Origin of the sequence: Ancylomarina euxina (genome assembly GCF_003863355.1) — a bacterium.
GTDB classification, from domain to species: Bacteria; Bacteroidota; Bacteroidia; order Bacteroidales; family Marinifilaceae; genus Ancylomarina; species Ancylomarina euxinus.
Window position 1 is genome coordinate 99,046 of sequence record NZ_QQWG01000005.1, and the last position, 21,859, is coordinate 120,904.

A 21,859-nucleotide genomic window follows, 5' to 3' on the forward strand; every position below is an offset into this window, starting at 1 on the left:
TTTGTTGGGCAAACAAAAAAAAATACCGCTTGTGAATAAATCTGAATTGAATCGTATTTTCGAATCCTTCTCCGATTACAATATTCTTATTATTGGTGACGTTATGGTTGATGCCTACGCATGGGGCGAGGTCGATCGTATTTCTCCTGAAGCACCAGTGCCCATTTTTTCATGCTCAAGTCGCGAAAATAGACTGGGTGGTGCTGCTAATGTGGCTTTGAATATTAAATCGCTTGGAGCTAATCCCATATTGTGTTCTGTAATTGGTGATGATGATAGAGGTAAAGATTTTGTCAAACTTTTATCTGAGATTCAGCAAGAGCAATCGGGCATTGTTGTGAGTTCTCATCGCAGAACAACTGTTAAAACCAGATTTATTAGCAACAATCAGCATGTGATTCGAATTGATGAAGAGGATACACATGAATTGGCTGATGAAACGGAAAAGTCATTTATTGAACATGTTCTTGATTTGATGACGAATCAAACCATTCATGCTATCGTTTTTGAAGATTACGACAAGGGACTAATCACTAGGAAGCTAATCGAGACGGTAACGAGTAAGGCTAAACAACTTGGAATTCCTGTTTCGGTTGATCCTAAAAAACGTCATTATTTGGACTATAAAAATGTGACTTTATTTAAACCAAACTTTAAAGAATTTCTTGAAGGTTCCAATTTGAGTTTAAAAAAAGGCGATATAGAAGGTTTATTTGGAGCCGCGAAGCAATTTCAGACTGAAATGGGCGTTGAAAAGTTATTGATTACACTTTCGGAATTAGGTGTGTTTATCAGTAATGAAAATACATTCGAGCATATTCCAGCCGTTGTTAGGAAAATTGCAGACGTATCAGGAGCAGGAGATACCGTTATTTCAGTAGCTACGCTATGTTTGGCTGCTGGTATGAACGCTGCAGAAATCGCAGCAATATCAAACCTTGCAGGGGGTATTGTTTGTGAGATTCCGGTTGTTATTCCTATTGATAAGGCGCAGTTGTTGGCTGAGAGTTTAAAACTCTATGCAGAGGCTTAAGTCCATTTAAAATTGTTTATAACTTTCAGCTTATTTTTAATAAGTCTGGGGGGCTCTAAATTTTAAATGTCTTTTAAAATACTATCTTTGAAACTAGCGAAATTAAGAACTGATAAGACTAGGATATAAGAGATTATGCTGGCTTCGATCAATGTTCTACTTGTGCTGAAGGTAAGTGTTGTATCTACAATAGAGAGGCGGATCATATTCGTTTTCTCTCATTAAAATAGGAATTGTTTATGGCTAAAATAATCGCTCTTGCAAATCAAAAAGGTGGTGTTGGAAAAACAACCACAGCTATCAATCTAGCTTCTAGTCTTGCCGTGTTGGAACATCGCGTTCTTATCGTTGATGCTGATCCCCAAGCTAATGCAACATCGGGTTATGGTTTTGATGTTCGTGCAATTGAAAATAGCTTATACGAGTGTATTGTTGATGGTACAAATCCTAAAGATGCAATCCTTAAAACAGATATGGAAGGCTTGGATATTCTTCCTTCTCATATCGATTTGGTTGGAGCTGAAATTGAGATGTTGAATCTAGCTAATCGTGAAAGAATTCTACTGAATGTTTTGAATTTGATTCGTGATGATTACGATTATATTCTAATCGATTGTTCTCCATCATTAGGATTAATCACTGTAAATGCTTTAACTGCTGCTGATTCAATCTTAATACCTGTTCAGTGTGAATATTTTGCATTAGAAGGTTTAGGTAAACTTTTAAATACCATTAAGATTATTCAAAGTAGATTGAATCCTGAATTGGAAATTGAAGGTTTCTTATTAACGATGTACGATAGTCGCTTGCGCCTTTCAAACCAAGTGGTCAGTGAAGTTAAAAAGCACTTTCAGGATATGGTTTTCGAAACGATTATTCAACGAAACACAAAACTAGGAGAGGCACCAAGTTTTGGCAAGCCTGCTATTTTATATGATGCAGAATCAAATGGAGCTATTAATTATTTGAATTTAGCAAGAGAGCTTGTCGAGAATAATGCTGAGCCTAAAGAAGTGCATCAAGAAAACGAAAATAAGAAATAAGAAAATGCAATTCGATTAGGTTTAAAAGTCTGGTCGAATTCATATTTTATAATGATATGTTATGGTTAAAAAGAGTGCATTAGGTAGAGGCTTAGGAGCTTTGATTGATGATAGAGATGATTTTCAAAATCGTCCATCACGTCAGGAGTATGAACTAAGTAATGAAATTGAGCTATCGAAAATTGAGGTGAATCCTTTTCAACCTCGAACCAAATTTGATGATGAAGCTTTAAATGAATTAGCCAAATCGATTAAAGAACTTGGAATTGTTCAACCTATCACTGTTCGCAAACTCAATAGCAATTCATTTCAACTTATTGCAGGTGAGCGTCGTTTACGTGCCTCTAAAATTGCTGGATTAACAAAGATTCCAGCCTATGTTCGTCTTGCTGAGGACGATAAAATGCTTGAGATGGCTTTAGTTGAAAATATTCAGCGTGAAGATCTAGATTCTATTGAGATTGCAATTTCGTATCAGAGACTGATTGACGAGTGTGATTTAACACAAGAGAGTTTGAGTGATCGCGTTGGAAAAAAGCGATCAACCATATCAAACTATTTGCGTCTTTTGAAACTTCCTGCTGAAATTCAGAAAGGGATTCGCGAGAAGCAAATTCTTATGGGACATGCTCGTGCTCTTGTAAATGTTGATAATAGAGAGTATCAGCTGTCCATTTTTAAAATGGCTGCAGATCAGGAATTATCAGTAAGGAAAATTGAAGAAATGGTGCGTGAAGCCAATAATGGCACTCCCGTAAAAGAGAAAACCAGTCCAGTTCGTTTAGCTGAAGAGTATGAAAGTCTTAAAGCGCATTTATCAAAGCATTTTGGGTCTAAAATTGACATGAAACGCAGTGATAAAGGAAATGGGAAGATTATTATTCCTTTTAAATCGGATGATGATTTGGAACGTATCTTAGGCGTTCTCGACCAGATGAAATCATAAATAAAACTCAAAAAAATACGATTTTGAATTATTTTAAAACACTCTTTTTATTCGTAGTAGTGTGCTTTGTTGTGCTGGTTTCCGGACAGAATGCTGAAGCACAAAAAATAGAATCTGATTCTGTTTATACGCCGATAAAAGTAAAGGAACATTCGCCACATAAAGCCACAATCTATTCGGCTATTTTACCAGGTCTGGGCCAAATTTATAATCGGAAATACTGGAAACTGCCCATTTTGTACGGAGGTATTGGTGTGACCCTTTATGCCATTGGTTGGAATACCACACAGTATAATGATTACAAAAATGGCTATGTTGATTTTTCAAAATTTTATGATTACCGATATCAGCCAGAGGGAGGTACTCTTACGGAGCCAACTTCTAAACGTTATGAGAAATTTTTGAATTATGATTTGTCTCTTAAAAATAAGAATACTGATACTTGGTTTAAGACTCAATTAAAGAATCGTAAGGATAAATATAAGCGAGATAGAGATTTAAGTTATATTATTTTGGTTGGTGTTTATGTCCTTAATATTATCGATGCAACTGTTGATGCTCATTTTACCAATTTCAATATCAACGATGATTTGTCGATGACCGTTCAGCCTAAAATGAATTATTCCCCAGTAAGTGGTAGTACCTTAGGTCTTTCCTGCCGGATTAATTTTTAGTAACTTATAATTTCAAAACCAGAAATATATGAGAATAATCTTAAGCCTTGCTTTTATTGTTATCGTAAACTTATCTGTAATCGCACAGGATAAGTTAATTGTATTACACTCAGTTGTTGGTGATACAATAGATAAGAGAGAGCAGCAAGAGTTTTTATTGTTTTCAGATATTTTAGATCAGAATTTCACTTCTGCAACTATCCATTTTGAGAACGGAAAATACGTGATGTATATCACTTCTGCTTCGGATTTAAAGATTGTGGATATTAAAGAAGAGGATGTTGAAGAGAATTCGAAGCATGTTGATAAGCTTGTTAGGTATTTTAAGTCTCTTATTGAGAAGAAAGATTCATTAGATATCGATTTGGATACGGCTTCTGGCTGGCCTGAATTTCAGCCTGAACTTTTAAATAATGCTCAGAAAAGAAAAATTGCAAAAGAGGCTAGAAGGTATTTCAATTTGAATCAGGATGCAGTACAATTAGGCTTGTCAGGAATAGATAAGGAGAACTATATCAAAGTGAATAGTAAGAGTTGGTTGGTTGAATCCTTATTCGATATTTTACAGTAGTTGGTGATTATACTTTTTTTTAAGATTTGTGGAGCAATATATTTTGCTTGAATGCGTATAATCAAGAGTAGATAGTGCACGAGGCACTATTTTAGAAAAAATAGAAAAGAAAAAAGCAAATATGAAATTTAAATATTCCCTTTATTCATTTGCTCTTATTGCAAGTATGGCTTGCTCTACGAGTAAAACACTTTTAGACAATTCGTCTGCTGTAGTTGATTCTTCTGAGCTTATTGCTCAGGAAAGTGAAGTTGAAAATCCGCTAATTGAAGAAGAGGATATGACTCCTGCAGTCGAAAAAGATTCTTTAGCTTTTCTGAAAATCAATCCCGTTGATGTACGATGGGATTTAAATGATAGTATACAACCAGAATTCAAGAGCAACTTAGATAAGTTAGTTAATGCCTGGTATGCCGAAAATGCAATTAAAACAGAAGCCTATGAAGGCCCTGAGACAAAATATATAAAGGAACAGTTAGCCGACTCAGTTTACATCAAGAGATTGCAATCTATCCCTTCTATGTTTGATTTATCATATAATAAAATTGTACGAAATTATATTGAGCTTTACACCCAGCGAAGAAGAAAGCAAGTTGAACTTATGATGGGAATGTCTGAATATTATTTCCCAATCTTTGAAGAAATTCTTGATAAAGAAGGTTTACCTCAGGAATTGAAATATTTGCCAATTATTGAGTCTGCACTTAATCCTCAAGCATTATCTCGAGCTGGCGCATCGGGTTTGTGGCAATTTATGTACTCTACGGGTAGAATGTATAAGTTGGAGGTGAATTCCTTTGTTGATGAAAGACGTGATCCTATAAAGGCATCCTATGCTGCTGCTAAGTTCCTAAAGGATTTGTATAAGATGTATGGTAATTGGCCTTTGGTAATTGCTGCCTACAATTGTGGTCCTGGAAATGTAAATAAGGCTATTCGCCGAAGTGGAGGAAAGAAGAATTATTGGGATATTTATTACAGATTACCTAAAGAAACAAGAGGGTATGTGCCGGCTTTTATTGCTGCACTATACTCTTTCAACTTTCACGAAGAACATGGACTGTATCCACGACCGAATCAATTTCCAGAGGTTTGCGATACTTTAATGATAAAGGAACAATTACACTTTGATCAAATAGCACAGTTCACTCCAGTTTCAAAACAGAAATTGCGTGAATTGAATCCTCAGTATCGAGCTGATATTATTCCAGCTTTTAATAAGCCTTACTCTTTAAAGGTGCCATTTGAGTCTGCTATGGCCTTTATTGATAATCAAGACTCAATTACATCTTATAAAAAAGAGTATTATTTCAACTTGAAGGATAAGCTTGTTAATCCTCGTGACAGATACCAAAAATTTGCCCATGTTGCACCTAATGGGAAAGCAAAGGTCTATTATAAGGTGAAGTCAGGTGATGCTGTTGGTCTAATTGCATCTTGGTTTCATGTTAGACCTTCCGACCTTAGATACTGGAATAATATTCATAAGAATATGATTAGAGTTGGACAGAATTTAGCTGTCTATGTTCCTAAATCAAAGGTTTCGTTCTATAAATCCTTCAATTCGATGTCTAGAACCCAAAAACAAGCCACTTTAGGAAAGAACTATGTCGCAAGTGTTGAAAAGCCAAGTACCGTTGAAACATCTAGGTCTGAAGATGGCGGTGATTACGTTTATTATACCGTTCGTAGGCATGATAACTTCTGGACAATAGCAAAAAAATTTCCAGGTATATCAAACTTTGACATCATGAAAATGAATAACATTTCGGATGCTGGTAGTTTAAAAGTTGGACAAAAATTGAAAATTAGACAGAAAAGCTAAATCTCAAATTAGAATATTAATAAGAAAGCCAGTGGATTAATATCTACTGGCTTTTTTACTATTCTTTATTAAGGTTTTTATTTTTTATCATTCATAACATCGTTCTGAATGAGAATGGCTTCTTTATGAATCATTCTAAGTAATTGAGTTAAGAATTTTTCTGATAGACCTAAGGATTTCCCTAATTCAGTACCTTGCTCTCTAACCTTTTCCCATCTTTTCAATTGAAGAATATTTAAGTTCTTTTCAGATTTGTATTCACCAATTTCACTAACCGTATTCATTCTCTGAGCAAGAAGTTCAATAATCTGCGCGTCAATAGAATCGATTTGATTTCTATATTGATCAAGTGGATTGTAATCTTCTCCATCTTTAATACTTAATCTGCAAATTAGACTATTTAAAATAGTATTAAGTTCTGAAGGAATCAATTGTTGTTCAGCATCACTTAAGGCTGTGTCTGGATTAAAATGACTTTCAATCATCAATCCATCCATGTTTAGATCGAGAGCTTTTTGAGAAATCTCCCGAATATAATTTCTATCACCAGCAATATGACTTGGATCGCAAATCATAGGGAGGTTGTGAAATCGGGATTTTAATTCAATTGGAATTTCCCACTTTGGAATATTACGAAGACTAGTTTGTTCAAAAGGGTAGAAGCCACAATGAATAGCTGCTAGTTTTGAAATGCCAGCTTTGTTGATTTGTTCCAATGCCCCAATCCAAAGATTAATATCTGGATTAAGAGGGTTTTTAATCATGACAGGTACATTCATTCCTTGAAGTGCACTTGCAAGTTCTTGTATAGAAAATGGATTGGATGTAGTTCTGGCTCCAATCCAAAGAATATCAACATTATGACGCAAACACATCTCTACATGTTTAGGTGATGCAACTTCAACCATAGTTAGTAAGCCAGTTTCTAGTTTGACTTGATTTAACCAGTTAAGAGCATTGTCCCCCCTATCTTCAAAACTATTTGATTGAGTTTTAGGTTTCCATATTCTAGTTCTAAAAACCTTAACTTGATCAATTTCTTTTAATTGGCGAGCAGTATTTAAGACTTGTTCCTCGGATTCAGCACTGCAAGGTCCACTAATTATTATAGGACGGCTGTCTAATTTTTTAAACCACTCATTAATGGGTTTCAAATTGTTTAATTCGTTCATAGTCTTAAGTTAAGCCAAATGTATAGGTTTATTCTCGGCTGAAAGATCCGCACAAAATTACGCTTTTAATTGTTTTAAGGAAATTCTAAATCAACTGATTCGCATAATGTCTTGTAAAACATGATTGATAATTTAATAGGCCTTGTCTGGATCGACGTAAGTTTCAGTGATTGTGTGTTTTATCGATATGAATATGCTGCATTATTTTTACGTGATAGATATGCTTTATGAGTTGTTTAGAAAAATCAATAAAGCTTTTTGTCTTAAACTGCTGGACTAATTTTTGATTGAATATTGCACGTAAATGGTTGATAATTAAGAGTAGCGGATCTGTAATGATTTAGTTGTATGTTTAAGTATTTATTTTATTAGCGAGTTTATGGAGAGTGAGATGTGTTTGTAATGCACAGTGCTATAGCCTAATGCCAGATTGTTAGATTGTTTTTTATTATCATATTTTATTTTTTATCACGAGATAGTAATTGTTAAAAAAACTGAAAATATTATTTATCTTTGAATGTTTTGCAAACGGTTCCGGATAAGAATGGAGCCATGTTTTCAGGATTTTAACTTTAATATTTAAAGTGTATTCATGCACATTTTATAAATACGATAAGGTAGATCAATATGTGGTATTCCATAATCGTGACAGAGCAAATTTTTGAGATATGACACAAAAAACTTCCGATAAGGGTAGACGAAATTTTCTGAAAAGCTTTGGAGTAACAGTTGGCGCTGCAGGCGTTGTGAGTAGTTTTTCACTATTAGGTGCAGCTAAAGCCGCAGCTCAGGAACCAGAAGAGATGGTTAATTTGCTTACAGCAGATGGACAATTAGTTCAGGTTGATAAAAACCAACTTCGTCCGACGGTTAATGAGCCTCTTAATGAGTTACAAAGGAGAGGCCGTGAGGGCATTGCTGGTAAGTCATTCGTAATGGTTATCGATTTAAGTAAATGTAGAAATGCTCGAAAGTGTATGGCTGCCTGTCAAAACCATCATCAGTTACGACCAGAGCAGCATCACATTAATGTCCTTCAGATGCAGGATTCTGATCATACTGCACCTTATTTTATGCCTAAGCCTTGTCAGCATTGTGATAACCCACCTTGTACGAAAGTGTGTCCTGTTGATGCAACTTTTAAGCGTCAGGATGGAATTGTTTTGATTGACAATGAGCGTTGTATTGGTTGTCGCTTTTGTATTGCGGCTTGTCCTTACTCGGCTCGTATTTTCCAATGGACAGAACCAAAGGATGCCGAAAAGTATAAAGATTTAACCTATAATATTGAGGCGAACGTTCCTCAGAAAAAAGGGACGGTAAGTAAATGTCTATTTAGTGCCGATCGTCTACGTGAAGATAAGTTGCCATCATGTGTTTCTGCTTGTCCTAATGGCGTTTATTATTTTGGAGATAGGAATGAAGATGCAGTAACTAACGGAACCAGTGGCGAAACCGTTCGTTTTTCGAAGTTGATTGAGGATAATGCAGGTTATACTTTGATGGAAGAACTTGGTACCAAGCCAAGAGTTTATTATTTACCTCCTAAGAATAGAGCGTTTGAATTCAATGGAGATTTATTGAATGAGGAAAACCTTCATTAATCTGAAATCATAAAGATACGATACATTATATATTCATAGAAAAATCATTTTACTTATGAATGACAATACAAAATCGAAAGAAACAATACTTTCCTTTGAAAAATTAAAACAAGATATCCTTCGTCCGATGCAAAATCATAAAGGACTTGAATTATGGATTGTTTTCCTGGTTACAGTTATTGCTGTTTGTACTTGGGCTTATTACGTTCAACTTCGCGATGGTCTTGGCGTAACTGGAATGCGAGACTATGTATCCTGGGGACTCTATATCGCCAACTTTGTATTCTTTGTTGCAGTTAGTTTGGTTGGGATGTTAATCTCATCGATACTTGGATTACTGAAGGTTGATTGGATTACTCCAATTTCTAGGATCGCCGAAATTATTGCTGTTGCATTCGTTGCGGTGGCAGGTTTGGTGATTATTTTAGATATGGGTCGTCCTGATAGAGTGGTTAATGTTCTGATTCATGGGCGTTTTCAGTCTCCAATATTGTGGGATGTTACTGTAATTACCACCTACCTAGTAATCAGTACTCTGTTGTTGATCTTGCCTATGATTCCTGATTTAGCGATCTGCAAAAAAGAGATGAAGAATGCCTCTCCTATTTTAAAGAAAGTCTATAATATTCTATCATTTGGATATACCAATACACCAGAACAACACAAACATCTGCATAAGATGATTAGAACCTTGATGGTTTTAATTGTTCCGGTTGGTTTAGCAATTCATACAGTTACTTCATGGTTGTTTGCAGCGACGCTTCGTAATGGTTGGGATACAACTATTTTCGGACCTTATTTCGTAGCAGGTGCTTTTGTGGCAGGTTCTGCAGCCCTTGTTGTTGCCATGTATTTTTTCAGAGTTAACTATAAGTTACAAGATTATATTACCGATCTACACTTTGATAAGATGGGTAAGTTGATGGTTGCGGTTTGTTTGGTTTATTTATACTTTAATGTGAATGAGTTTTTGGTTCCAGGATATAAAATGAAATCAGGAGATAGCGTTCACCTTAAGGAATTGTTTTTCGGATCATGGGCAATTATGTTTTGGTCTTCACAGCTTTTTGGGAATATATTACCTATTATATTGATGGTGAATAAGCGTTTCAGAAAGCCAATGCCAATTATGATTATTTCTCTATTTGTGATTGCTAGTGCCTGGTTTAAGCGTTATGTGATTGTAATTCCTACTATGTTACACCCACACCTTCCTGTTCAGAATGTTCCCGATCATTTTAAACATTATTTCCCATCGTCAATTGAAATCTCGGTTACAGTATTGAGTTTCGCTTTGGCACTTTTAATTATCACCGTTTTGGCAAAAATCTTTCCAGTTGTACCTATTTGCGAGATTGCTGATCAGAAGGGAATTGATTATAAAATTGAGGAATAATAAATCAAGAAATAAATGAAAAACTTATCCACTATATTAGCGACTCTTGTTCTTGTATTTGCCTTTATGAATTCGGCATCTGCTGAGGATTGGAAAGTATCTGCTACTGCAAAAAAGAAACTTAACCCATACGAACTGAGCAAGAAGAATATTAGTTCAGGGAAAAAAGTATATCAAACCAATTGTAAATCATGCCATGGCGATCCGACTAAGGCAAATATGTTGCCTTTGGTTCCTGCTCCAACCGATTTAGGTTCTCAGAATTTCTTAGTTCAATCTGATGGTGAAATTTATCACAAGATTAAAACTGGTAAAGGGGCCATGCCGACTTTCGAGAATACATTGAATGATGAAAGTAAGTGGATGGTTATTGCTTATTTGCGTTCTTTCGATAAGAATAAAAAGAAAGCAGTGGTTGCAAAAGCGGTTGTGAATCCTGAAGTGATTGATGTTAAGATTGAACTCAATGTTGACGCAGATAACAAGAAACTAAGAGCTCAATTGACTGGCTTGAAAAAGGATGGGAAACGAGTTGGTTTGGAAGGTATTGAAATGAGCTTTCTCGTTAAGAGAACCTTTGGACAATTAGATATATCAGGTGAAGAAGCTTATACCAATGCAAATGGTGAATTGTTAATTCAATTCCCAACTGATCTTCCTGGCGATAGAGAAGGACAGGTTGATCTTTTGGTTAAACTGACTGATGAAGATAATTACGGACCAGTAGAAGAAAAACGAGTTTTATCAATTGCGGTTCCAACAAATCCTAAAAACCCTCTTGATGAAAGAGCCATGTGGGGGACGCGAGCAAATGCTCCAATTTGGATTATTGCAAGTTATGTATTGGGAGTAATTGGTATTTGGAGTGTTATTTTTCTAGTTCTATTCCAGGTGTTTCAATTGTCGAAAATGAGAGTTAAATCTTAATCAGGTTATAACTTATTCTGACTCTTCATCATCTTTTTTCTTTTTGGGAGCAAAGCCTAACTTATAAAGTAAATAGCCTATCCCAAATAGGAAGTGTGCAAGAGTAACACCTGCAATTATATAAATAAGAGTTGAATCTGAGAACATTGTTTTCGATTAAGACTAATGAGTCTGCAATATGACGAATATAGCTGAAGATACAAAAAACGAAGCCTGTATCCATTGTGGTGACGATTGTGGTAAACATCCTGTAATTTGGGATGGTAAGCCATTTTGTTGCTCAGGTTGTTCTACCGTTTTTCAACTCCTGAACGAAAATGAGCTGTGTTCCTATTACAATATTGAATCGACACCAGGGATCAAAATTGAAGAGGGGAAGTTTAAAGAGAAGTTTGCTTTTCTTGATGATGAGGAAATCAGTTCAAAACTTTACGAATTTTCAGAGGATGCCATACGTAAAGTAAGTTTGTACACGCCTGGTATACATTGTAGCTCATGCATATGGTTGCTTGAGCATCTTAATGTTTTAAATAAGGCTGTATTTAAGTCAACGGTGAACTTCGTTAAAAAAGAAGTTACGGTTACTTTTGATTCAAATGAATTAAGTCTTCGTCAGCTGGTTGAGCTTTTAGCTTCTATCCATTATATTCCTGAAATTACACTTGATGATTTACAAGAAAAAAAGAATCAGGATGCTAATAAGAAACTTTTATACAAAATAGGAGTCGCTGGTTTTAGCTTTGGTAACATTATGCTACTTAGTTTACCTGAGTATGTGCCAGGTTCAGAATATCTAGAAAGTCATTTCAAATCATTCTTTGGAATGATGAATTTTATTCTTGTTTTGCCTGTTCTGTTTTATAGTGGGAACGATTATATTATTTCTGCATTCAAAGGATTAAAACACAAATTTATTAATATCGATGTGCCCATTTCCTTAGGTATTATTACGCTTTTTGTTCAATCTTCATTTCAAATATTTACTAGCACAGGTTCTGGTTATATGGATTCCCTAGCTGGCTTGATTTTCTTTTTACTTATTGGGAAGTGGTATCAAAGTAAAAGCTATCAGGCCTTGTCTTTTGAACGTGATTACCGTTCATACTTCCCCGTTGCTGTCAGTAAAATTATAGAGGGTGAAGAGGAAAGCACACAGATCAATAAACTGAAAAAAGGTGATGTGATCTTAATTAGAAATCAGGAATTGATACCTGCTGATGCTATACTGACCAAAGGTGAAGCTTTAATCGACTATAGTTTTGTAACAGGAGAATCCAGGTCTGTCTTAAAATCAATAGGCGATCACTTGTTTGCGGGCGGCAAGCAAGTGGGAGGAGCCATCGAAATGTGTATTGAAAAGGAGGTTGTTCAATCTCGATTGACGCAACTTTGGAATCAGTCAGAAGAGAAAGAAATTTATTTTTCAAAGTTGAATTCTTTGATTGATCAGATAAGTAAATATTTCACACTTACAATAATTGTTATTGGTGCTCTAGCTGGTTTTTATTGGTTATTGCACGACACATCAAAAGCTGTATTTGCTTTTACATCAGTATTGATTGTCGCCTGCCCATGTGCTTTAGCTTTGTCATCTCCGTTTGCATTGGGTAATACGATGCGAATGTTTGGACGATTAGGGATCTATTTGAAAGGGGCTGATATCGTCGAAGCTTTAAGTGGAGTTGATACCATTGTTTTTGATAAAACAGGAACGATTACACAGGCTGATGCCGTTAGAGTTAAGTATAAAGGTGAAGCATTAAGCGAACAAGATTTGGATGCAGTCAAGTCATTATCCCGACATTCATCTCATGTTTTAAGTACGATACTTTACGATCATTTAAAAATGTCGACTTCCAGAAAGGTTCATGATTTTAAAGAAATGGTGTCCTTAGGTCTTTCTGGGCATATTGAAGGCAGAGAGGTGAAAATAGGTTCGGCCAGTTTCATTTTAGCTTCTAAAGCTGAAAATTTATCGGGTTCTACCGAAGTGTATGTCTCTATAGATGGTCAAGTGAAAGGGCGATTCATCATGAGTAATCAATATCGCACAGGCTTAAATGAGTTAATTGAGTCTCTATCATTAAATTATGATTTACATGTTCTTTCAGGCGACAATGATGCTGAAAAATCTAACTTGGCTAAAATCTTTCCAAAGAATTCTAGTCTATTATTCAATCAATCCCCAAAGGATAAGTTGGAATATATACAAACTCTAAAAAGTAGAGGACGTAAAATATTAATGATTGGCGATGGCTTGAATGATGCCGGAGCGCTAAAAGTGAGTGATGTCGGTATATCAATAGCAGATGATATTTACAATTTTTCCCCTGCTTGTGATGCTATTTTAGAGGCATCGAAATTCCAGGAGTTGAAACGCTTCTTAAGCATATCGAAGAAAGGGATGTGGGTAGTGAAATTAAGTTTCCTATTATCTTTTGCCTACAATATATTCGGTTTATATTTTGCTGTTCAAGGTATTTTATCTCCTATTCTAGCGGCTCTATTAATGCCAATAAGTTCAATATCCGTTGTAGCTTTTGCAAGTTTTACAACGAGTTATTTTGCCAGAAATAAGGAGGGGAAACAAATTTTAAAAAAGAACGATGTTTTGCCAAGTATTGGAAAAGTAAGTAAGAAACGTGTACAGCTCAATTAGGCTGTTTGATTATATACAAGATTAAAAAATTGAAACTTGAGTGTAATATTTGTTTTAATAGGGGTGAGTATGGTTGTAGCTGGAGGATTCTTGATCGGTTTTTTGTGGGCTGTAAAGAAAGGGCAGTATGATGATCATTATTCACCATCGGTCCGGATTTTATTCGATGACCAAGAAATAAAAGATCAGGAAAACGAAGAGACTCACGGGCGTGCGTCTAAACAAGAAGAAAGTGAAAATAAAGATAAAAAAGAGGATGATTCAAAATCCTCTCAGGAAAATTAAAAGAATTCATTCGTAATTTAATAAAGCTATAACATACATGGAAACACAACATTTTTCTTACGACAATAAAATCGTAAAATATTTTGCCTATGCTACCATTCTTTGGGGTGTAGTTGGGATGTTGGTCGGTCTTCTGGCTGCTTTACAATTGGCGTTCCCCGTTTTTAATTTTAATTTGGCCTACACCTCTTTTGGGAGAATCAGACCCGTTCATACTAATGCCGTAATCTTTGCCTTTGTTGGTAATGGAATTTTTGCAGCAGTTTATTATTCGCTTCAGCGTCTGCTAAAGGCTCGTATGTTTAGCGATAAAATGAGTTGGGTACACTTCTGGGGATGGCAAGCCATCATTGTTTCGGCTGCCGTAACTTTTGTGTTGGGGATTACTACCAGTAAGGAATATGCGGAGCTTGAGTGGCCTATCGATATAGCAATTACAATTATTTGGGTTGTTTTTGGATGGAATATGTTCGGAACAATTTTAAGAAGAAGAGCAGATCATCTATATGTATCAATTTGGTTTTATATCGCCACTTTTGTGACTGTTGCTGTGCTTCATATTGGTAACTCGATTGAGATTCCATATAGCTGGTTGCAATCTTATCCTGTTTATGCTGGTGTGCAAGATGCATTAGTTCAGTGGTGGTATGGTCATAATGCAGTCGCGTTTTTCTTGACAACACCCTATTTAGGTTTGATGTATTATTTCTTACCTAAGGCAGCAAATCGTCCGGTATACTCTTATCGATTATCAATTATCCACTTTTGGGCCCTGGTTTTCCTATATATCTGGGCTGGACCTCACCATTTATTATATACGGCTTTACCAGATTGGGCACAATCATTAGGAGTTGTATTTTCTATTATGCTGATTGCTCCATCGTGGGGTGGTATGTTTAATGGTTTATTGACTCTAAGAGGTGCTTGGGATAAGGTTCGTGATAATGCAACCCTTAAGTTTATGGTTGTAGCCGTTACTGCTTATGGTATGTCAACATTTGAAGGACCCATGATGTCCTTGAAATGGGTGAATGCATTAACGCATTATACGGATTGGAATATTGCTCACGTACATATTGGTGCCATGGGATGGAATGGTTTTTTAACCTTTGGTATGTTGTATTACCTATTCCCAAAAATGTGGAAAACTAAATTGTACTCTGATAAACTAGCAAATGCTCACTTCTGGATTGGAACTTTAGGAATCATTTTTTATGCTCTTCCATTGTATTGGGGAGCAGTTGTTCAAACCTTAATGTGGAAAGAATTTACGCCAGATGGTTTGTTAGCTTATCCTAATTTCTTAGAGACAATCACCCAGATACTTCCTATGTACCATGTGAGAATCTTAGGTGGAGTCTTCTACTTTGTAGGATTAATATTAATGGTTTATAACCTTCTTAAGACAGCTGCTTCTGGTAGTTGTGCTGATAATGAAAATGCTTCTGCTTTTGCATTGGTTACATCACCTAAGCGCGCTAAAGGTGAAGGTTTACATCGTTGGTTAGAGCGTCGTCCTGTTCAGTTTATGCTTTTAGCAACTGTTGCAATCCTAATTGGTGGAGCCTTCGAGGTTATTCCAACTTACCTTGTTAAGTCAAATATTCCAACTATTGAGAGTGTGAAACCTTATACGCCACTAGAGTTAGAAGGTCGTGATATTTATATTCGCGAAGGCTGTAATACCTGTCATACGCAAATGATTCGTCCTTTTAGATCGGAAACAGAGCGATATGGTGACTACTCTAAAGCTGGTGAACTGGTTTACAATCATCCACACTTATGGGGATCGAAACGTACTGGTCCAGACTTAGCTCGTGAAGGTGTGCCTGGAGGGAAGACGTATAAAACGAATGTTTGGCATTATAATCATATGCTTGATCCTCAAAAGATGAATGCACAATCGATTATGCCAGCATACCCTTGGTTGATAAAGGATGACTTGAGTACTAAGAATACATCAGCGAAAATTCGCGTTATGATTAAATTAGGTGTTCCTTATGACAAAGCTCCTTACCCAGCGAATTATGATGTTGTTGCTCTTGATGATTTAAAAAAGCAGGCAGATGAAATTGCTACTGATCTAAAGGAGAATGGTGTTGAAGTCGCAAGTGAAAAAGAAATTATTGCTCTTATTGCGTACCTACAACGTTTGGGTCGCGATATATCTGTTAAAGAATAAAATCAAGTTGTAAGGTTAAAGGATAAAGTAATTTGATACATTTTACTTTAGCCTTTACTCCTTTATACTTTAACCATATTAAGTATGAAACTAGTAAGTCATTATTTACAAAGTATATCAGATGTTGGTCTTTATCCCAGCATCTCCCTAATCATCTTTTTTAGTTTTTTCATGGGGATGATTTGGTGGACATTTAAAAAGAGTAACAGAAGCTACTTTCAAGATATGGAAAGCTATGCTCTCGAAGATGAAGGAGCAGAGTCAAACTCAAACCAGAGAATGCCTGAATAGCTGTAGCCTATATTCTGAGATATAAAATTGTTTAAGACATTAAAAAGATTCTGTAATGGAAAAAAAAGATAAGTTCCTTGAAGAAAATGCACACCTAATCAGTGATCATGATTACGATGGAATTCGTGAGTTAGATAATCCGATGCCAACTTGGTGGCGTTATTTATTCTATGTGACTATTGTGTTTGCAGCTGTTTATATGTTTCGTTACCACGTGTTCGGAGATGATCTTCAGATTGCTGAATATGAAAAGGAAATGGCTCTTGCTGCAGCAAACAAGCCAAAGCCAACATTCGACGAATTATCACTTGTATTGATGACCAATGCTAGTGATATTTCGGCTGGTAAAGCAATTTACGATAAAAATTGTGTGGCATGTCATGCATTGTTAGGAGAAGGAAATGCTATTGGTCCAAACCTAACTGATGATTATTGGTTAAACGGTGGTAGTCTTGAGGATGTTTATAAAATCATAAAAATAGGTAAGCCACTAAAAGGTATGTTAGCTTGGCAAAATCAGTTGTCACCGGAACAAATGTTGCAGGTTTCCAGCTATGTGATGACTCTGATTGGAACGAACCCTCCTAATGCTAAAGCAGCACAAGGTGAATTGTATAAACAAGAAAAATAAAAGATAATACAGCGAAATGCCCAACCAAAACTTTGATAATACTTATCGAGACCAACTTGCAACCTTAAATAAAAAAGGCAAAAGACAATGGGTGTATGCAAAACAACCTAAAGGGAAACTATATAATTACAGAAATTTTGTCAGCTATTTTCTGTTGACAATTCTTCTTGTAACTCCATTTATAAAGGTAAATGGTGATCCTTTAATCTTACTCAATGTTATTGAGCGTAAGTTTATTCTTTTTGGGGTACATTTTTGGCCTCAAGATTTCCATATCTTCTTGTTTTCGATGATTACCCTTTTTGTATTCATTGTGCTTTTTACAGTAAGTTATGGTCGTATTTGGTGTGGCTGGGCTTGTCCGCAGACTGTTTTTTTAGAATTTATTTTTCGTAGAATAGAATATTTAATAGAAGGAACGCCTCAGGAGCAACGTAAGTTGAAAACTCAGTCGATGAATTTTGAGAAGTTTTGGAAGAAAACGACGAAACATGTGTTGTTTTATATCATTTGTTTAATTCTTTCTAGTGCTCTACTTTCATATGTAAGAGGTGTTGATTTTGTATTAAACCTATGGGAAACCCCATCAAGTAGTTCTATTCTTTTTATTGCATTATTGTTTTTTTCAACAGTGATGTATTTTGTTTTCTCTCGCTTGAGAGAACAAGTATGCGCTATGATTTGTCCATACGGTCGTTTGCAAGGTGTTTTATTAGATTCAAACACTATTGTTGTCGCATACGATTACAAGCGAGGAGAAGAAAGAGCTCCTTTGGAAGCAGGAGAAGATAGAGAAGCTGATAACAAAGGGGATTGTATTGATTGTTACGATTGCGTTGATGTATGTCCTACTGGTATTGATGTTCGAGATGGTACTCAACTGGAATGTATTAACTGTACGGCTTGTATCGATGCTTGTAATTCAGTAATGGCCTGGCAGGGTAAACCAAAGGGATTGATTCGTTTTGATTCTGACAAGAATATTGCAGAAGGAATTAAGAAAAAATGGCCTGCTCGTAAGGTAGCTTATACCAGTGTTCTTATTATTTTACTTGGTGTTGTGGTGGGTTTGTTTGTATCTCGATCCGATTTGGAAGCTATTATTCTTCGCACACCAGGCTTGATGTATCAAGAACCAGCTGAAGGAATTATTAGCAATATGTACAGCTTTAAAATTGTGAACAAGACAACGGAAGATTTACCTGTTCAATTTAAAATACTTGATAAAGAAGGAGAGATTCAGATTATTGGAAAAACCTTTAATGCGGCAGCAAGTTCTATTCATGAAGGAACATTTTTTGCGAAGTTTCCTAAGGCCTATATTTTAACAGATAAGACACAAATACAAATTGGTGTTTATGCCAAAGAGAGATTAATTGAAAAAGTTAATCTGACTTTTGTTGGACCTAATTAGTAGATAGAAAATTAAATATGAAAAAATTAAGTTGGGGTACAAAACTTGCCATGTTTGCCTCTGTATATGTTATTGGCATTTTGGTTTTTGTAGGATTTAGTACAACTCAGGATATTAATCTGATTTCGAAGGATTATTATCCTCAAGGCATTGCATATCAATCTAAAATTGATAAGATTAAGAATGTTCAAACTTTAAAAGAGAAAGTTCTTGTTTCTCAGAAAGCAGGTGTTATACAAGTTCAATTCCCGGAAGGAATGCGATCAGGAGTTAGTGGAAGTATTATTTTTTATCGTCCATCTAATTCTGATAATGATTTGCGTTCAGATATAAATATTGATACAGCAGGACTTCAGGTTTTTGAGTCAGATAAATTTATTAATGGACGATATGCCATTAAAATTGATTGGAAGCATCAAGGTGAAGGCTACTATCAGGAGGAAGCCATTTACTTATCAAAGTAACATTTCGAATAATAAAAATATAAAAAAATGATCTTTTTATCCGCTCTAACTCTAGGTCTATTAGGTAGCTTTCACTGTGTGGGAATGTGTGGTCCAATTGCTTTGGCAATTCCACTTAAGACAGATTCCTGGTTACTCAGAATTTTAGGTGGAGTCATCTATAATCTTGGTCGTGCTATTACCTATGCTATAATGGGTGCTGTATTTGGTCTATTAGGTCAAGGTCTTGTAATGAGTGGTTTTCAGCAGTGGGTTTCTATTATTATGGGAGCGATCATGATCATTTCTGTACTGGCACCTTCTTTATATAAAAACAGGTTTGATACCGAAAAATCTGTTTTTGGCTTTGTTGGAAAAGTAAAAATATCACTTAGAAAGCTCTTCACTCAAAGCAGTCATTCAGCACTTTTTCTGATCGGTTTATTGAATGGCTTACTACCTTGTGGTTTGGTTTATTTTGCTATTGCAGGAGCTATAGCGACAGGTTCTGTTTATAGCGGTAGTTTATTCATGTTTGTTTTTGGTTTAGGAACAATTCCCATGCTATTAACCGTTTCTCTTATTGGAAATATGATTACGCTAGAGCTAAGAAAGAAGTTAACACGTGTTATTCCTTATGCTATTGTTTTCATAGGTGTTCTATTTATTCTTCGAGGTTTAAGTCTTGGTATTCCTTACCTAAGTCCACCTGAAAAAGCGATGACAGTTCCAGTCGAAAAGACTGAGGAGGCAAAGCCCAGTTGTTGTCATTAAGCTAGTATATAGCCAGATGAAAAATGAGTTAAAATGGAGAATCTCAATTAAGCTTTTTTTTTAAATTTGATTTCTAAAAGATTACTGTTAACTTAAAGAAATCATTTAACCAACAACCCGTGCTTATGAACTTATTAGATCCGATATTAAATTTTTTCCGTTCAGACACAGAAGATTTTTACTACGTCAAATTTGAACGTAACGAGAAGTGTTATTGCAACAGTGGTAAGAAGTATAAAATTTGTCATTATCCTCAACATTCAAAGTCAAGTAAGCGTGCTGTTCGAAAGATTAATTCATTAACTGGAGAAGAAACTTTTAAAGTTTTAACTATTAAAAGAATTAGAAAAGATCACGAATTATTTAAAGCGACTGTTATACAAGGGTAGTTTGCTACAAGACAAATAAAACAATAGAAAAGATAGGTTGGATAGATTCTAACCTATTTTTTTTCTTTAATCTTATTTACGATTTCATTATCAATACGTCCATATTCATTCCCCCACGAGTTTAAAATGTAATTAAATACCAAGCTAAGATCCTTATCATTAAGACCCGAAGCAGGCATGTAGCCGTTGTATTTTTCACCATTTACTTTTATCATTTTCCCACTACCATACTTTACCATTCTAATGGCATCTTCCAACTTATTCTTTAAATAATCAGAATTAGCGAGTGGAGGATAAACTCGAATTAATCCTTCTCCATTTTTTCGGTGACATGTCATACATTTAGCTCTATAAATTTGACTGCCTTTTTCTAATTCATTTTTGGGAATTTTTCCTTTGACGAGAAGAGTTTTATTGTCTGAACTTGTACAAGATAAAGATACAAGTAGAAACAAAATGAACAGTATGATAAGGGTTTGTCTCATTAGTTTTTGGTTTATATTCTAAAAATAGGTCCAATTCTGTTTATATCAAAGTCGACTTATTTGTTTTTAACCTAATCTGAAATTCTTGTTCAAAGTGAAAAACGTTCATAAATAGTTTAGTTGTCTCTATTTCTGATAAAAATTCAATATTATTCTTAGTTCAAATTACGTCCTGTATTTATTATTTTACATGGGATTTAGATTTATTTTATGTATTGTTTGGTAAGTAGTTGTGAATTATTTTCCACCTGCAAGTATTATTTATTATATTTAAAGGTGTTCAGTTTTAACTTGATTATCTCATAGTATTAATACAAGGAGGAGTTCAAATGAAATTATCACTTTTTTTATTTTTAGCATGTTTTCTGCAAATGCAGATTTTGTTTAGTCAGGATGTTGAGAAGAATGTGGAAGTTGGAATAATTGAACACCTTGATGAATTTGTCCCATCGGATATTCAGGTGATGAATGAAGCTGGTGAAATTGTCAATCTTAAAGATCAAATTGATAAGCCGACGGCATTGATTTTTGTTTATTTCCGATGCCCAGGAATTTGTAGTCCATTAATGGATGGATTGGCTGATGTGATCCAGAAATCTGATATGAATCTTTCTGAGGATTATCAAGTGTTAACTGTTGGCTTCGATCCCCGTGAAACCATTGATTTAGCCATCAAAAAGAAAAAAAACTACGAGGGGCTTATCACGAATAAGAACACAAAGGATGGCTGGCGTTTTTTCACATCTGATAGTGCTAATATTGCCAGAGTGACGGATGCACTAGGTTTTAAATATATCAAATCAGGGCAAGACTTTACCCATGCGGCTACAGTGATTATTTTAAGCCCCGATGGCAAGATTACCAGATATCTAAATGGAACCTATTTTTTACCCTTTGAATTCAAATTAGCTCTACTTGAAGCATCTAAAGGTCTTTCTGGTCCTACAATAAACAAGATTCTTCAGTTTTGTTATTCCTACGACCCGGTGGGACAAAGCTACGTTTTGAATGTAACCCGAGTGAGTGGTACTTTGATACTGGCCCTCGGATTAATTGTATTTCTATTACTAATCATTCGCAAACCACGAAGAAGAAACGATCCTAAGAACTAAACT

The 21,859-nt window shown here is 35.3% G+C and carries 22 protein-coding genes; 19 read left to right on the forward strand and 3 right to left on the reverse strand.

The features are described from left to right. Positions 1–31 precede the first annotated feature (31 nt). The 6 genes from DWB61_RS06925 (at position 32) to DWB61_RS06950 (ending at position 6,092) form a co-directional block, all read left to right on the forward strand. Positions 32–1,033 carry a bifunctional heptose 7-phosphate kinase/heptose 1-phosphate adenyltransferase gene (locus DWB61_RS06925; RefSeq protein WP_197091181.1) on the forward strand — a complete coding sequence of 334 codons (1,002 nt, stop codon included), beginning with the start codon at positions 32–34 and terminating at the stop codon, positions 1,031–1,033. Positions 1,034–1,272: 239 nt separating this feature from the next. After that, on the forward strand, positions 1,273–2,076 hold the full coding sequence (locus tag DWB61_RS06930; protein WP_125030172.1) for a ParA family protein: 804 nt from the start codon (positions 1,273–1,275) through the stop codon (positions 2,074–2,076). Positions 2,077–2,137: 61 nt separating this feature from the next. Continuing rightward, a complete protein-coding gene (locus DWB61_RS06935; protein WP_125030173.1) occupies positions 2,138–3,022 on the forward strand; it encodes a ParB/RepB/Spo0J family partition protein in 885 nt (294 codons plus the stop codon). A 23-nt stretch (positions 3,023–3,045) separates the two neighbouring features. Continuing rightward, on the forward strand, positions 3,046–3,696 hold the full coding sequence (locus DWB61_RS06940) for a DUF5683 domain-containing protein (RefSeq protein ID WP_125030174.1): 651 nt from the start codon (positions 3,046–3,048) through the stop codon (positions 3,694–3,696). Positions 3,697–3,724: 28 nt separating this feature from the next. After that, the gene (locus DWB61_RS06945) at positions 3,725–4,267 is read left to right on the forward strand and encodes a hypothetical protein (RefSeq protein WP_125030175.1); all 543 of its coding nucleotides are present in this window, start codon (positions 3,725–3,727) and stop codon (positions 4,265–4,267) included. Between the two features lie 121 nt (positions 4,268–4,388). Further along, entirely contained in the window at positions 4,389–6,092 is a 1,704-nt protein-coding gene (locus DWB61_RS06950) for a lytic transglycosylase domain-containing protein (protein ID WP_197091180.1), read from the forward strand. A 77-nt stretch (positions 6,093–6,169) separates the two neighbouring features. Here DWB61_RS06950 and DWB61_RS06955 read toward each other — a convergent pair whose 3' ends face one another. After that, positions 6,170–7,264: a chorismate mutase gene (locus DWB61_RS06955; protein WP_125030176.1), complete on the reverse strand. Its 1,095-nt coding sequence runs from the start codon at positions 7,262–7,264 to the stop codon at positions 6,170–6,172. Positions 7,265–7,932: 668 nt separating this feature from the next. Here DWB61_RS06955 and DWB61_RS06960 point away from each other — a divergent pair. From DWB61_RS06960 to DWB61_RS06970, 3 genes are read left to right on the forward strand one after another with little or no spacing between them, the layout of a single operon-like run. Next, positions 7,933–8,868 carry a 4Fe-4S dicluster domain-containing protein gene (locus DWB61_RS06960; protein ID WP_125030177.1) on the forward strand — a complete coding sequence of 312 codons (936 nt, stop codon included), beginning with the start codon at positions 7,933–7,935 and terminating at the stop codon, positions 8,866–8,868. 55 nt (positions 8,869–8,923) lie between these two features. Next, positions 8,924–10,264, forward strand: coding sequence for an NrfD/PsrC family molybdoenzyme membrane anchor subunit (nrfD, locus tag DWB61_RS06965; protein ID WP_125030178.1), 1,341 nt, complete (start codon positions 8,924–8,926; stop codon positions 10,262–10,264). Between the two features lie 15 nt (positions 10,265–10,279). Beyond that, positions 10,280–11,191, forward strand: a complete 912-nt coding sequence (locus tag DWB61_RS06970; protein ID WP_125030179.1) for a c-type cytochrome — start codon at positions 10,280–10,282, stop codon at positions 11,189–11,191. A gap of 12 nt (positions 11,192–11,203) precedes the next feature. Here the strand turns inward: DWB61_RS06970 and DWB61_RS17885 are convergent, their stop codons facing one another. Further along, a complete protein-coding gene (locus DWB61_RS17885) occupies positions 11,204–11,338 on the reverse strand; it encodes a hypothetical protein (protein WP_262701725.1) in 135 nt (44 codons plus the stop codon). Between the two features lie 31 nt (positions 11,339–11,369). Here DWB61_RS17885 and DWB61_RS06975 point away from each other — a divergent pair, with 31 nt between their 5' ends. The 9 genes from DWB61_RS06975 to DWB61_RS07015 all read left to right on the forward strand — a co-directional run bounded on the left by DWB61_RS06975 (position 11,370) and on the right by DWB61_RS07015 (position 20,259). Continuing rightward, the gene (locus tag DWB61_RS06975; RefSeq protein ID WP_125030180.1) at positions 11,370–13,850 is read left to right on the forward strand and encodes a heavy metal translocating P-type ATPase; all 2,481 of its coding nucleotides are present in this window, start codon (positions 11,370–11,372) and stop codon (positions 13,848–13,850) included. A 36-nt stretch (positions 13,851–13,886) separates the two neighbouring features. Then, positions 13,887–14,135, forward strand: a complete 249-nt coding sequence (ccoS, locus tag DWB61_RS06980) for a cbb3-type cytochrome oxidase assembly protein CcoS (protein WP_125030181.1) — start codon at positions 13,887–13,889, stop codon at positions 14,133–14,135. A 37-nt stretch (positions 14,136–14,172) separates the two neighbouring features. Further along, complete coding sequence (gene ccoN, locus DWB61_RS06985) at positions 14,173–16,317, forward strand: cytochrome-c oxidase, cbb3-type subunit I (RefSeq protein WP_125030182.1); 2,145 nt, start codon at positions 14,173–14,175, stop codon at positions 16,315–16,317. Between the two features lie 84 nt (positions 16,318–16,401). Continuing rightward, positions 16,402–16,608, forward strand: coding sequence for a cbb3-type cytochrome oxidase subunit 3 (locus tag DWB61_RS06990; protein WP_125030183.1), 207 nt, complete (start codon positions 16,402–16,404; stop codon positions 16,606–16,608). Between the two features lie 55 nt (positions 16,609–16,663). Beyond that, the gene (locus tag DWB61_RS06995; protein WP_125030184.1) at positions 16,664–17,239 is read left to right on the forward strand and encodes a cbb3-type cytochrome c oxidase N-terminal domain-containing protein; all 576 of its coding nucleotides are present in this window, start codon (positions 16,664–16,666) and stop codon (positions 17,237–17,239) included. 16 nt (positions 17,240–17,255) lie between these two features. After that, positions 17,256–18,653, forward strand: coding sequence for a cytochrome c oxidase accessory protein CcoG (gene ccoG / locus DWB61_RS07000; protein ID WP_125030185.1), 1,398 nt, complete (start codon positions 17,256–17,258; stop codon positions 18,651–18,653). Between the two features lie 17 nt (positions 18,654–18,670). Beyond that, positions 18,671–19,117 carry a FixH family protein gene (locus DWB61_RS07005; RefSeq protein ID WP_125030186.1) on the forward strand — a complete coding sequence of 149 codons (447 nt, stop codon included), beginning with the start codon at positions 18,671–18,673 and terminating at the stop codon, positions 19,115–19,117. A 27-nt stretch (positions 19,118–19,144) separates the two neighbouring features. Continuing rightward, positions 19,145–19,870 carry a sulfite exporter TauE/SafE family protein gene (locus DWB61_RS07010; protein ID WP_125030187.1) on the forward strand — a complete coding sequence of 242 codons (726 nt, stop codon included), beginning with the start codon at positions 19,145–19,147 and terminating at the stop codon, positions 19,868–19,870. 125 nt (positions 19,871–19,995) lie between these two features. Then, positions 19,996–20,259 (forward strand): SEC-C metal-binding domain-containing protein, encoded by a 264-nt coding sequence (locus DWB61_RS07015; protein WP_125030188.1) that lies wholly within the window; start codon positions 19,996–19,998, stop codon positions 20,257–20,259. Positions 20,260–20,312: 53 nt separating this feature from the next. Here DWB61_RS07015 and DWB61_RS07020 read toward each other — a convergent pair whose 3' ends face one another. Beyond that, entirely contained in the window at positions 20,313–20,744 is a 432-nt protein-coding gene (locus DWB61_RS07020) for a c-type cytochrome (RefSeq protein ID WP_125030189.1), read from the reverse strand. A gap of 329 nt (positions 20,745–21,073) precedes the next feature. Between DWB61_RS07020 and DWB61_RS07025 the strand changes: the two genes are divergently transcribed. Continuing rightward, positions 21,074–21,856, forward strand: coding sequence for an SCO family protein (locus DWB61_RS07025; RefSeq protein WP_125030190.1), 783 nt, complete (start codon positions 21,074–21,076; stop codon positions 21,854–21,856). Positions 21,857–21,859 lie beyond the last annotated feature (3 nt).